We start from the raw sequence: 12,165 nt of genomic DNA on the forward strand, positions 1-12,165 counted from the left end.
CCCGTACCCCGGTCCGACGCCTGGGCCGTATCCCGGTCCCACGCCGGACCCGTACCCCCGTCCGACGCCTGGGCCGTACCCCGGTCCCACGCCGGAGCCGTACCCCCGTCCGACGCCCGGGCCGCATCCGCGTCCGACGCCCGGGCCGCATCCGCGTCCGACGCCCGGGCCGCATCCGCGTCCGAGGCCTGGTTCGCATCCCGGTACTGGGCCGCGGTCCGCCCCGCGCCGGGCGGCGCCGGACGGACCGGCGCCGGCCGCTCAGCCGAGCCGGGCCGCGATCGCACGCGCCACCTGGCCGCTGCCGTCCTCGCACCCGATCCGCGCCGCGAGATCGGTGGCCCGCAGCCGGTATCCCGGATCGCCAGTCACCCGTCGCAGCGCTGCCGCCAGCCGTTCCGCGGAGAGCCGCGCATGCGGCAGGACCCCCGGACTCACGCCCAGCCGGACGAGGCGCGAAGCCCACCAGGGCTGGTCGGTCAGGACCGGTACGGGCACCGCCGGGACGCCCGCCCGCAGGCCCGCGCCCGTCGTGCCCGCCCCCGCGTGGTGCACGACGGCCGCCATCCGCGGGAACAGCCAGGCGTGCGGCATCCCGCCGACCGTGATGACGTCGTCGGCGGCCACCGAGAGACCGGCCCGCCCCGACTGGACCACACCGCGCAGCCCCGCCCGCCGCAGCGCCCGCAGGACGATGTCGCCCAGTTCCTCCGCGGCCCGCGGCATCATGCTGCCGAAGCCGATGAACACCGGGGCGGGGCCCGCCTCGAGGAAGTCGGTGACCTCGGGCGGCGGGGTCCACTCCGGGCACGCGTGCGGCCACCAGTAGCCGGTGACGTAGAGTCCGGGCCGCCAGTCGGGCGGACGCGGTACGACGGCGGGGCTGAAGCCGTGCCAGACGGGCCACAGGCTCCCGTTGCGGCGCCGGCGGAGCTGTGCGGTGGAGCAGCGGGGCAGCCCGAGCCGGGCGTGCAGACGCCGGTTCGCCGCGCCGTACAGGGTGTCGAAGCCCCGGGTGACGGCCCTGCCGAGGGCCCGGTTGACGCGCGACTCCGGGCGGTGGCCCATGACGCAGGGCGGGAAGGCGGCCGTGGGCTCCTCCGGCTGCAGGAAGACCCCCGCGCTGGGGATCCGGTGGTACGCGGCGACCACCGCGCCGATGGGCGCCGCGAGAGTGGAGAGCAGGAGCACATCCGCCTTGTCGTCCACCGCGTCGATGATCCCGTCGACGAGACCGGCCGCGGCGTTCCGCGAGGCGTGGCCCATGTCGTACAGGCGCCGGGGTGAGGCGGGCGACCGCCCCGACCGGGCGTGAGCGGCCAGGAGTTGCTCAAAGGGGTCGCCTGCCAGGGCACGGGTGGCGAGGCCGCAGCAGCCAGCCGACTCGGTGTACCGGGCGTGGGTGACGAGCTCGACGCGGTGGCCCTCGGCGAGGAGGCGGTGGCCGAGACCGGTGTAGGGGGCCACGGAGCCGTAGGTGCCCACGGTGATGATCTGGATCCGCATACCGGGCCAACGACCCCGTACCGAGCCCGGACACGATCGGTACGGCCCCACGGGTGTCAGGTCCCGTGGGGCCCGCGTACGGGCAGGAGCCCGGAACCTCAGAGGTTGCCGCGCTTGGCCTGCTCGCGCTCGATGGCCTCGAAGAGCGCCTTGAAGTTGCCCTTGCCGAAGCCCATCGAGCCATGGCGCTCGATCATCTCGAAGAAGACCGTGGGCCGGTCCTGGACCGGCTTGGTGAAGATCTGCAGCAGATAGCCGTCCTCGTCGCGGTCGGCCAGGATCTTCAGTTCGCGGAGCTCGTCGATCGGCACCCGGGTGTCGCCGACCCACTCGCCGAGGGTGTCGTAGTACGAGTCCGGGACGTCGAGGAACTGGACTCCGGCGGCACGCATCGCGCGGACGGTCGAGACGATGTCGTTGGTGGCGAGCGCGATGTGCTGCACACCCGGCCCGCCGTAGAACTCCAGGTACTCGTCGATCTGCGACTTCTTCTTAGCGATCGCGGGCTCGTTGATGGGGAACTTCACCTTCTTGGTGCCGTCGGCGACGACCTTCGACATCAGTGCCGAGTACTCGGTCGCGATGTCGTCGCCGACGAACTCCTTCATATTGGTGAAGCCCATGACCTTGTTGTAGAACGCGACCCACTCGTTCATCCTGCCGAGCTCGACATTGCCCACGCAGTGGTCGACCGCCTGGAAGGTGCGCTTCTCACGCGGCGGCACGACGGGGGCCGCGGACTGGAAGCCGGGCAGGTACGGGCCGTCGTAGCGGGAGCGCTCGACGAGGGTGTGCCGGGTCTGCCCGTACGTGGCGATGGCGGCCAGCACGACCGTGCCGTGCTCATCGCTGATCTCGTGCGGCTCCTCCAGACCGGTGGCGCCGTGGGCGGTGGCGTACGCGTAGGCGGCCCGGGCGTCCGGGACCTCGATCGCCAGGTCGACGACACCGTCGCCGTGCTCGGCCACATGGCCCGCGAGAAACCGGCCGCGCTCGCTCACCGGCTTGATGACGGAGGTCAGCACGAAGCGCGCGGAGCCGGACTCCAGCACATAACTCGCGGTCTCACGGCTGCCGTTCTCGGGTCCGGAGTACGCGACGACCTGCATGCCGAACGCGGTGGAGTAGAAGTGGGCGGCCTGCTTGGCATTGCCGACCGCGAAGACGACCGCGTCCATCCCCTTGACCGGGAAGGGGTCGGCCTGCCGTGCGGTGTCCGGGGTGTGGTGGATGGTCTCAGTCATGAATCAAGGCTCCCCTTGGTCCACAAGGTGCGCAATAGTTGTGGAAAACGCTGCGCACTCTGCATAGCAATTACCAGCACGGGCGGGTCGTTCTGTACAGGATGACTACCAGGAGGCGGAAGCATGGGCATCGACGGGCTCGACGGGCGGCTGATCGAGCTGCTGGCGCGCGAGCCGCGAATCGGCGTACTGGAGGCCTCACGGCGCCTGGGCGTCGCGCGCGGCACGGTGCAGGCGCGGCTGGATCGGCTCCAGGCGGGCGGAGTGATCCGCGGCTTCGGGCCGGATGTGGACCCGGCCGCGATCGGCTACCCGGTGACGGCGTTCGCGACGCTGGAGATCAAGCAGGGCCAGGGCGCGGACGTCCGCTCCCATCTGGCCGGCGTGCCGGAGGTGCTGGAACTGCACACCACGACAGGCCACGGCGACATGCTGTGCCGTCTGGTGGCGCGCTCCAACGCCGACCTGCAGCGGGTGATCGACCGCGTCGTGGGGTTCGAAGGCATCGTGCGAGCCTCGACGGCGATCGTGATGGAGAACCCGGTGCCGCTGCGGATCATCCCGCTGGTACGGCAGGCATCGCAGCAGGACGGGAACGACGACGGTCCGTAGAACCGTAGGTCGTCCGGTCGGCCGGGACGGGGGCCTTCCGGCGATGGGCCGCTCGGGGATGGATCTGCGCCGCGGAGAGATGTGAGCGGAGTGACATGAGGAGAGAGACGTGCAGAGATACGTGAGCGGAGAGACGTCAGCGGAGAGACGTCAGCGCAGACGCGCCGTCAGCAATGGGGCACCCGGCCACCGTTGTTGAGCGCCTTGAGGGCGTCCACCGCGCCGTCGAGCGTGGTCACGGGGACCAGCCGGAGACCGGCGGGCAGCTCCGCCTTGGCGTCGTCGCACTCGGCCTCCGGGACCAGGAAGACGCTCGCGCCGTCCCGCTTGGCGGCCTGGGTCTTCAGCGGTACGCCACCCACCGCGCCGACCTCCCCGTCCGGGGTGATCGTGCCGGTGCCCGCGATCGACCGGCCGCCGGTCAGATCCCCGCCCGCGCCGTCGCCGTCGAGCCTGTCGACGATGCCGAGGGAGAACAGCAGCCCGGCGCTCGGCCCGCCGACGTCGGCCAGGCGCAGCGTGACCTTCACGTCGTCGGGTGAGCGGTGCAGATGGCGCAGGGCGGCGGAGGTGGCGGTGGACTGCGACTTGCGGAACTCCCGCGCGTTGTAGCGCTCGATCTCCTTGGTGGTGTCGCCGACCGGGTAGACGGCCTCGCGGGGGAGCACGGCCCTGTCGGTGGAGAACCAGCCGTCCACGACATCGGCGAAGCGCACGTCCGCGTCCGGTCCCGTCGCGGCGATCGTCGTCATCCGGAGCTGCCCGGTCGTGCGGCGGGTCTCCGCGCCGGAGATGCTGATGACGGGCTTGCCGTCGCTGGAGCCCAGCACATTGGCGGTCATGCCGGGCTGCGCGACCGAGAACGGCAACGGGGCGAGCAGCGCCACCGCGAGCAGCGCGACGACGGGGACGGCACACAGGGCGAGGACGCGCGTGCGGCGGGAGGACCAGCCTCGCGCCGGGCGTGGGGCATCCCCTCCGCCGGCGGCGGGGGACGAGACGGATGGCATGGAAGTGAATCTAGTGGACCGGCCTAGCGCAGTGCGTCGGAGACCTCCATGGCCGCCTCCACGACGCGCGGGCCGACCCGTGCCGGTACGGACTCGGCGAGCATGACCACCCCGACGCTGCCCTCGACCCCCGTCACGCCGCGGAGCGCGGCCGCGGCACCGCAGGCGCCTGCCTCCAGTTCGCCGTGGGTGAGGGCGAAGCCGGGGGCGTTCTCCGGGTTGCGGCGGGCTGCCAGGATCGCGCGGCCCGCGGCGCCTCGGTCCAGGGCGTGGCGGAAACCCGTCCGGTAGGCGACGTGGTAGTCGGTCCAGGTCGGCTCGACCACGGCCACGGCCAGTGCCTCGGAGCCGTCGACGAGCGTGAGGTGGGCCGTGGCGCCCAGATCCTCGGCGAGCGAGCGCAGCGCGGGCAGCGCCGCCTCGCGTACGAGCGGATGCACCTGGCGGCCCAGTTGCAGCACCCCGAGCCCGACGCGTGCGCGGCCGCCGAGGTCCCGGCGTACCAGAGAGTGCTGCTCGAGCGTGGCGAGCAATCGGTAGACCACGGTGCGGTTGACCCCGAGCTTGTTGGCGAGCTCGGTCACGGTCAGTCCGTGGTCCGTGTCGGCGAGCAGCTTGAGGACCTTCAGCCCTCGGTCGAGCGTTTGAGACGTCTCGGCGGTCACGACGCCCCTCCTCGTCTGTTTGACGGGCGGCCCTCCGCCGGGGTGCGCTGCCGGTCCCGGCGGCAGCGCACGGAGAAGCCGCCGGTCGCATGGCACCGGCTGCGCTCCGCGGCGGCTCTGCCACGGGGCGTGTGTGGGGTATCGGGAGGCTAGCGAGCCGGTCCGCTCAGCGGAAGACTTCGTCCAGAATCCGGGCAGTCCAGGGCCGGTTTATCCGCATTGCACGGACTGCGGGCACGCGATCGAGCGACAGGTCCGATCATGGATACGGCACGCCCGGGCAGCTTCCGTCAGGGGTCGCACGGCTCGCCGGCCGGTGCAAGGATGTTCGCATGGACGTCCGCACCAGGAACAACGTCACGGTCACCGGGCGCCGTGACGGACCCACGGTGATGCTGGCCCACGGGTTCGGGTGCGACCAAAACCTCTGGCATCTGGTGACACCGGAGGTCGCGGCCGTGAGCCGCGTCGTGCTGTTCGACTACGTGGGGTCGGGCAGGTCGGACCCGACCGCGTGGAGCGAGGAGCGCTACTCGACCCTCGACGGCTACGCCGACGACATCCTCGAGATCTGCCGCGAACTGGGCCTGCGCGACGTGATCTTCGTCGGCCACTCGGTGAGCGCCATCATCGGCGTCCTGGCCGTGATCCGCGAACCGGAACGGTTCTCCAAGCTGCTCCTCCTGGTGCCCTCCCCCTGCTACATCGAGGACGACGACTACCACGGCGGCTTCACGCGCGCGGACATCGACGAGCTGCTGGAGTCCCTGGACAGCAACTATCTGGGCTGGTCGGCGACCATGGTCCCGGTCATCATGAACAATCCCGACCGGCCCGAGCTGGGCGCCGAGCTGACCGACAGCCTGGCCCGTGCGGACCCGAGGAAAGCGGGCGTCTTCGCGCGCGCCACCTTTCTCTCCGACAACCGCGCCGATCTGGCGAAGGTCACCGTCCCGACCCTCATCGTCGAGAGCGCCATCGACGTCATCGCCCCGCGTGAAGTCGGAGCGTTCGTCCACGCCTCCATCCCGGGCAGCCGTCTGGTGACGCTGGACTCCATGGGGCACTGCCCCCAACTCAGCGATCCCGAGCAGACCGCCGAGGCGATCACTTCCTTCGTCACCGAGCCAGGCGGATGAGGCACGCAGAGCAACCCCGCGCATCGGAGAGCGCCGCGACGGGCGCGGAGGCCGGACCGGAGATCGGACGCCGCCCCGACCTGCAGGAGGACCCCGCCGAGGAGCTGTACGAGTACGCGCCGTGCGGCTTCCTCTCCACCGACCGCGACTGGCGGATCGTCAAGGTCAACACGACCCTGCTGGACTGGCTCGGCTACGACCGGGCCCAACTGGAGCGCCGCCGCCGCTTTCCCGACCTGCTGACCGTCGGAGGCAAGCTCTACCACGAGACCCACTACGCGCCCCTGCTGCGCCTGCAGGGCCGGATCAGCGGGGTGGCCCTCGAGTTGCAGCGGGTGGACGGCACCCGGCTGCCGGTGCTGGCGACCTCCGTCCTCAAGACCGACGAGCAGGGCGGCCCCCTGCTGGTGCGCACGACCCTGTTCGAAGCCCTCGACCGCCGGGGCTACGAACAGGAGTTGCTCCGCGCCCGCCACGAGGCCGAACGGGAACGCGAGCGGCTGGTCCGTCTGGTCGCCACCCTGCAGAGCAGTCTGCTGCCCCCGGCCCTCCCCCGCGTCGAGGGTCTGGCGTCCGACGTCCACTACCGCAATGCGTCCATGGAGCAGGTCGGAGGCGACTTCTACGACCTCTTCCCGCTCAGCGGCGGCAGATGGGGGTTCTTCCTCGGAGACGTGTCCGGAAAGGGCACCTCAGCGGCGACGCTGACCTCCCAGATCCGCTACACCCTGCGTACAGCCGCCGTGTACGCACCCGGTGGGGTCAGTGTGCTCGACAACCTCAACACCGTCCTGCACCACGAGCACGGGGACGACGAGAACGCCCGGCACTGCACCGTGATCTACGGTGAACTCACCCGGGCCGGCCAGGGGTTCCGCGTCGATCTCGCCAGCGGCGGGCACCCGCCCGCACTGCTCCTGCGCGCCGACGGCACCGCCGCCTACCAGCACACCCCCGGCGGGATGCTGGTGGGCGCCCTGCCGGCCGTCGAGTTCGCAACCGCCCACCTGCGCCTCGTCCCCGGCGACTGCCTGCTGCTGTACACGGACGGGCTGACCGAGGCCCACACGGGCCACGGGGGTACGCGCTACGGCGACGATGCGCTGCTCGCGTTCGCCGCGGGCCTGGCGCCCGCCCGCGCCTCCGACGCCGTCGCCGCGGTGTCGGACCTGCTCACGGGCTTCGGGAGCGGACTGCAGGACGACACGGCGGTGATGGCGCTCAGCGTCCCGCTGTAGGCGCCCCGGGCCCTGCGCCCCGAACTCCCTCCGCCCCACGTCACTTCATGCGCGTGGCCCACTCCTGGACCTTGGCGATCCGCTGCCGGAGCTGGCCCGCGGTCGCCTCCGCGCTCGGCGGGCCGCCGCAGACACGGCGCAGCTCTGTGTGGATGACGCCGTGCGGCTTGCCGCTCTGATGGACGTACGCGCCCACCAGAGAGTTGAGCTGTTTGCGGAGCTCCAGCAGCTCCTTGTGCGTGACCACCGGCCGCCGGTCCGCGGGCAGTTCGAGGAGGTCCGCCTCGGCGTCCGGCTTCTTGCGGCTGTGCGCGATCTGCCGGGCCTGGCGCTTCTGCAGCAGCAGTTGCACCTGGTCCGGTTCGAGAAGCCCCGGGATGCCCAGGTAGTCCTGCTCCTCCTCGCTGCCGGGATGGGCCTGCATCCCGAACTCCGCGCCGTCGTACAGCACCCGGTCGAAGACCGCGTCCGACTCCAGCGCCTCGAAGGGCAGCACGTCCTGCTCGCCGGTGTCCTCGTCCTGCTGCCTCTCGGCCTCGGCGAGTTCCTTCTCCGACTCCGCGTACGGATCCTCCTCACCGTCCTTCTTCGGTTTGTCGAGGACGTGGTCGCGCTCGGCCTCCATCTCGCCCGCGAAGCCGAGCAGCGCCGGGATGGTGGGCAGGAAGACGGACGCGGTCTCGCCGCGGCGCCGGGACCGTACGAAGCGGCCGACGGCCTGCGCGAAGAACAGCGGGGTGGAGATGGTCGTCGCGTAGACACCGACCGCGAGGCGCGGCACGTCCACGCCCTCCGACACCATCCGTACGGCGACCATCCAGCGTTCGTCGGAGTGGCTGAAGTCGTCGATGCGCTGCGAGGCGCCGCTGTCGTCGGAGAGCACCACAGTCGGGCCGGTGCCGGTGATCCCGCGGAGCAGCTTGGCGTACGCCCGGGCCGCGTCCTGGTCGGAGGCGATGACCAGGGCGCCCGCGTCCGGGATCGACTTGCGCACCTCGGTGAGGCGCTGGTCGGCAGCGCGCAGCACGTTGGGCATCCAGTCGCCGCGGGGATCGAGGGCGGTGCGCCACGCCTGCGAGACGGCGTCCTTCGTCATCGGCTCGCCGAGCCGGGCCTCCAACTCGTCGCCCGCCTTGGTCCGCCAGCGCATGCTGCCGCTGTAGGAGAGGAAGATGACCGGCCTGACGACGCCGTCGCCGAGCGCGTTCCCGTAGCCGTACGTGTAGTCGGCGGCGGAGCGGCGGATTCCGTCGTTGCCCTCCTCGTAGGTGACGAACGGGATCGGGTTGGTGTCCGAGCGGAAGGGCGTTCCAGTGAGGGCGAGGCGGCGGGTCGCCGGCTCGAACGCCTCCAGGCACGCCTCGCCCCAGGACTTGGAGTCACCGGCGTGGTGGATCTCGTCGAGGATGACGAGGGTCTTGCGCTGCTCGACGCGATTGCGGTGCAGCATCGGCCGTACGCCCACACCTGCGTAGGTGAGCGCGACACCGTGGTACTCGCGGCCCAGCGGCCCCGCGCTGTACTCCGGGTCCAGCTTGATCCCTATCCGCGCCGCCGCCTCGGCCCACTGCTTCTTCAGGTGCTCGGTCGGCGCGACGACGGTCACCTGCTGCACGACGTGGTGGTGCAGCAGCCATGAGGCGAGGGTCAGCGCGAAGGTGGTCTTGCCCGCGCCGGGCGTCGCCACCGCGAGGAAGTCCCGCGGCTGCTTGTGGAGGTAGAGCTCCATCGCGCCCTGCTGCCAGGCGCGCAGTTTGCCCGCCGTACCCCAGGGGGCACGGCCGGGGAAGGCGGGAGAGAGGTGGTGCGAGGTGGTGGTACTCACGGTCTCCGGTCAGGACGGTCGGGTATCCGGGCCGCGTCAGCCTACCGGGGGTGGCCTTCACGCCTGAGGGGTACGCCCCGGGACCACCCGCGGGTGCGACCGACCTCACACGGCCCCGCCCGCCGCGCACGAGCGGGCGGCACGAGCGTCATGCGGCCGGCCCCTTCGCGGCCGCCGCCCGCGCCCCCGGCCGCAGCCTCGTGGTGACCAAGACACCGGCGAGCGCCGTCAACGTCATCGCGGCGAACACCGCCGCGAACGCGACCGGCCTGCCCTCGCCCGACGACGCCACCGCCTGCCCGCCCTCGGCGACGGAGCCGCCGCCGAGAGCCGCGAAGAGCACCCCGCTCCCCCCGACCAGGACGATGTTGCCGAGGGAGTCGGAGACCTGGAGAGCGGCCGAGTTGGTGCCTGCCTCCTCGGGGCGGGACAGCTTCAGCAGCAGCACCGTGGCGCTGGCGATCGTCAGCCCCATGCCGAAGCCGCCGACCACCCACCAGGGAGCGACGATCCACGCCGGGACCCCGTCGAAGAGCGCGAGCGACACCCCGCCGACGGCGAGCGCCATCAGGCTGGTCCCGAGCGTCATCAGCCGCTCCCGGTACGGCTCGAGGCGCGGCCTGCTCTGCACGTACGAGCCGCCGGACCACGCCAGTCCTGCGCTGGTGAGCGAGAGTCCGGCCAGGGTCGCCGAGAGCCCGCGCTCGGTGACCAGCATCAGTGGGACGAAGGCCTGCGCCCCGAAGAACGACCCCGCGGTGATCCCGCGCAGCAGCACCACGGCGGGCAGTCCGCGCCCCGCCCGGAACGTGCCCGCCGGGAGCAGGCGTACGGCACACGGCACGAGCAGGGCGATTCCGGCGGCGGCCGGGAGGAGCGCGAGGGGCTCCACCTCCCGGCCCGCATACTGCAACAGGCCTGCGCCCGCGGCGACTCCGAGGGCGAGCAGGATGCGGCGGCGGTCCATCGCGGGGGTGCGGGCGTCGGCGGGCAACTTGCGCAGGGCGGGCAGCATCACGGCGAGCGGCGGGAGCACGAACACGGGGATGGCGAGGAACACCCAGCGCCAGCCGAGTTGTTCGGTGACCGTCCCGGCGACGAGCGGGCCGACGATCAGCGGCAGCACCCAGGCCGCGCTGAACGCCGCCATGACCGAGGGCCGCAGCCGTTCGGGATAGCCGCGTCCCACGACCACGTACAGCGCGACGATGACCAGGCCGCCGCCGGCACCCTGGACGGCACGGCCCGCGATGAACGCCGGCATGGTCGGCGCGGTGCCCGCTATGACCAGACCCGCCGTGAAGGCGCCGATGCCGGTGAACAGCGGTGCCAAGGGGCCGCTGCGGTCGCTCCATTCGCCGGAGAGCGTCATGGCGAAAAGGCTGGCGGTGAAGAACGCGGAGAAGGCGAACCCGTAGGACTCGACGCCGTGGAGGGCCTGTGCCGCGACGGGCATGGCGGTGCCGATCGCGCTCGCCTCGAAGGCGATGAGGGAGACGACGGAGATGATGCCGAGGGTCAGAGCGCGGAACCGCCGGCTCAGAACACCGCCGCCACCGTCGTCGTACGAGACGTCGTGGGCGGCGGCTTCGCGGGCAGCGGGACGCGAGGCGGCGGTTCCGGGGGATCCGGACCCGTCGGGGAGAGGGGAGGCCGGAGAGGATCCAGGGCTGGCGTCGCGCGGCTCGGAAGCGGTCATTGCGCCAGGGTAAGGGGCTTGGCGTGATCTGGCGCCTGTCGCGGGACAGCCCGGAGCTCGTCCCCTGGTCCTGGTCCCGGAGGCGGAGGCATCGCTCGACGGACGCTCCTCCACCGGGTGGCGGCAACCGGCGGCCCGGCCTTCGAGCCCCTCACTGGCCCGTGGTCAGCAGGACCCCCGCGTACGACAGTCCGGCGATCACCACCCACGCGCCGAGTCCGAGCGCCGCGACACGCGCGCCCGTACGCGCCAGGGTCGGCAGGTGGACGGCGCTGCCGAGGGCGAACAGGGCGCAGGCCAGCAGGAGTTCCTGGGAGACGGCCGCGGCGTCGAGCGCCGCCATCGGCAGCAGTCCCGTACTGCGCAGGGCGGCCGCCGCCAGGAAGCCGAGGACGAACAGCGGCACGACCGGCGGACGCCGCCGCTCCCCCGCCTCCGCACCGCCCGCGGTACGGCGGCGGTGCCGGACGGCCAGCACCGTCCCGGCGACGACCGGCGCGAGCAGCATCACCCGCATCAGCTTCACGAGCACCGCCTCGCCCAGGGCGCCCGAACCGGCGGTCTGCGCGGTCGCCACCACCTGCCCGACGTCGTGCACCCCGGCCCCGACCCATCGTCCGAACTGTGCGTCGGTGAGCCCCAACGGGTGCTGCAGCAGCGGCAGTACGGCGATGGCGAGCGTGCCGCACAGGGTCACCAGCGCGACCGAGGTCGCCGCGTCCTCCTTGTCGCTTCCCCGCACCTCGCCCACCGCGCCGATGGCGGAGGCACCGCAGATGGCGTACCCGGTGGCGATCAGCAGCGGCTGGTCACCCCTCAGCCCCAGGCGACGGCCGAGCCACCAGGTGGCGGGAAGCGTGACCGCGACCACGGCGAGCACCATGGCGACCGTGCCCCAGCCCAGGCCCAGGACGTCGTCGAGGCTGAGTTTCAGGCCCAGCAGGACGATGCCGACGCGCATCAAACGCTTGGCGGCGAGGGAGAGCCCGGGCCCCGCGGCTCCGCGCACGACGGCGCGCACCCCGGGCAGATGCGCCGCCCCCACACCCAGCACGACGGCGGCCGTCAGCATCGGTACGGCGGGCACCAGCCGGTGTACGCCCCAGGCCGCGGCGGCCCCCAGCGCGGCGAGAGCGAGCCCGGCGGCGCGGCCGGGGACACCGCCCACCGGTCGCGGGGCGGAAGTCGCCGGCGGGAGGACGTGGGGCGCGGGCGGGTGGCCGGCCG

The 12,165-nt window shown here is 72.4% G+C and carries 10 protein-coding genes; 3 read left to right on the forward strand and 7 right to left on the reverse strand.

Annotated elements, in window-relative coordinates; translation table 11 throughout:
- Nucleotides 1-261 precede the first annotated feature (261 nt).
- On the reverse strand, nucleotides 262-1,506 hold the full coding sequence (locus AB0M26_RS15830; protein ID WP_365260627.1) for a glycosyltransferase: 1,245 nt from the start codon (nucleotides 1,504-1,506) through the stop codon (nucleotides 262-264).
- Between the two features lie 98 nt (nucleotides 1,507-1,604).
- A complete protein-coding gene (gene hppD / locus AB0M26_RS15835) occupies nucleotides 1,605-2,750 on the reverse strand; it encodes a 4-hydroxyphenylpyruvate dioxygenase (RefSeq protein ID WP_365260629.1) in 1,146 nt (381 codons plus the stop codon).
- A 123-nt stretch (nucleotides 2,751-2,873) separates the two neighbouring features.
- Here hppD and AB0M26_RS15840 point away from each other — a divergent pair, with 123 nt between their 5' ends.
- Entirely contained in the window at nucleotides 2,874-3,362 is a 489-nt protein-coding gene (locus AB0M26_RS15840) for an Lrp/AsnC family transcriptional regulator (RefSeq protein ID WP_365260632.1), read from the forward strand.
- 167 nt (nucleotides 3,363-3,529) lie between these two features.
- Here the strand turns inward: AB0M26_RS15840 and AB0M26_RS15845 are convergent, their stop codons facing one another.
- Complete coding sequence (locus AB0M26_RS15845) at nucleotides 3,530-4,372, reverse strand: S16 family serine protease (protein ID WP_365260635.1); 843 nt, start codon at nucleotides 4,370-4,372, stop codon at nucleotides 3,530-3,532.
- Between the two features lie 23 nt (nucleotides 4,373-4,395).
- Entirely contained in the window at nucleotides 4,396-5,037 is a 642-nt protein-coding gene (locus tag AB0M26_RS15850; RefSeq protein WP_365260638.1) for a helix-turn-helix domain-containing protein, read from the reverse strand.
- Between the two features lie 332 nt (nucleotides 5,038-5,369).
- Between AB0M26_RS15850 and AB0M26_RS15855 the strand changes: the two genes are divergently transcribed.
- Both AB0M26_RS15855 and AB0M26_RS15860 read left to right on the forward strand, forming a co-directional pair.
- Nucleotides 5,370-6,176, forward strand: a complete 807-nt coding sequence (locus tag AB0M26_RS15855) for an alpha/beta hydrolase (protein WP_365260641.1) — start codon at nucleotides 5,370-5,372, stop codon at nucleotides 6,174-6,176.
- Nucleotides 6,173-7,414 carry a SpoIIE family protein phosphatase gene (locus AB0M26_RS15860; protein WP_365260643.1) on the forward strand — a complete coding sequence of 414 codons (1,242 nt, stop codon included), beginning with the start codon at nucleotides 6,173-6,175 and terminating at the stop codon, nucleotides 7,412-7,414. Before AB0M26_RS15855 ends, AB0M26_RS15860 begins: the two co-directional genes overlap by 4 nt.
- A 40-nt stretch (nucleotides 7,415-7,454) precedes the next feature.
- Here AB0M26_RS15860 and AB0M26_RS15865 read toward each other — a convergent pair whose 3' ends face one another.
- The 3 genes from AB0M26_RS15865 to AB0M26_RS15875 all read right to left on the reverse strand — a co-directional run bounded on the left by AB0M26_RS15865 (nucleotide 7,455) and on the right by AB0M26_RS15875 (nucleotide 12,106).
- A complete protein-coding gene (locus tag AB0M26_RS15865) occupies nucleotides 7,455-9,239 on the reverse strand; it encodes a DEAD/DEAH box helicase (RefSeq protein WP_365260646.1) in 1,785 nt (594 codons plus the stop codon).
- Between the two features lie 148 nt (nucleotides 9,240-9,387).
- A complete protein-coding gene (locus tag AB0M26_RS15870; RefSeq protein WP_365260649.1) occupies nucleotides 9,388-10,938 on the reverse strand; it encodes an MFS transporter in 1,551 nt (516 codons plus the stop codon).
- Between the two features lie 151 nt (nucleotides 10,939-11,089).
- Nucleotides 11,090-12,106, reverse strand: a complete 1,017-nt coding sequence (locus tag AB0M26_RS15875) for a putative sulfate exporter family transporter (RefSeq protein WP_365260652.1) — start codon at nucleotides 12,104-12,106, stop codon at nucleotides 11,090-11,092.
- Nucleotides 12,107-12,165 lie beyond the last annotated feature (59 nt).

The organism is Streptomyces sp. NPDC051776 (genome assembly GCF_040681345.1).
Taxonomy (GTDB): domain Bacteria; phylum Actinomycetota; class Actinomycetes; order Streptomycetales; family Streptomycetaceae; genus Streptomyces.

What these genes read in the sequence shown, in the direction of transcription:
- AB0M26_RS15870 (WP_365260649.1), bottom strand. Translation starts at nt 10,938, where the DNA reads ATGACCGCTTCCGAGCCGCGCGACGCCAGCCCTGGATCCTCTCCGGCC.
- hppD (WP_365260629.1), bottom strand. Translation starts at nt 2,750, where the DNA reads ATGACTGAGACCATCCACCACACCCCGGACACCGCACGGCAGGCCGAC.
- AB0M26_RS15860 (WP_365260643.1), top strand. Translation starts at nt 6,173, where the DNA reads ATGAGGCACGCAGAGCAACCCCGCGCATCGGAGAGCGCCGCGACGGGC.
- AB0M26_RS15840 (WP_365260632.1), top strand. Translation starts at nt 2,874, where the DNA reads ATGGGCATCGACGGGCTCGACGGGCGGCTGATCGAGCTGCTGGCGCGC.
- AB0M26_RS15830 (WP_365260627.1), bottom strand. Translation starts at nt 1,506, where the DNA reads ATGCGGATCCAGATCATCACCGTGGGCACCTACGGCTCCGTGGCCCCC.
- AB0M26_RS15845 (WP_365260635.1), bottom strand. Translation starts at nt 4,372, where the DNA reads ATGCCATCCGTCTCGTCCCCCGCCGCCGGCGGAGGGGATGCCCCACGC.
- AB0M26_RS15855 (WP_365260641.1), top strand. Translation starts at nt 5,370, where the DNA reads ATGGACGTCCGCACCAGGAACAACGTCACGGTCACCGGGCGCCGTGAC.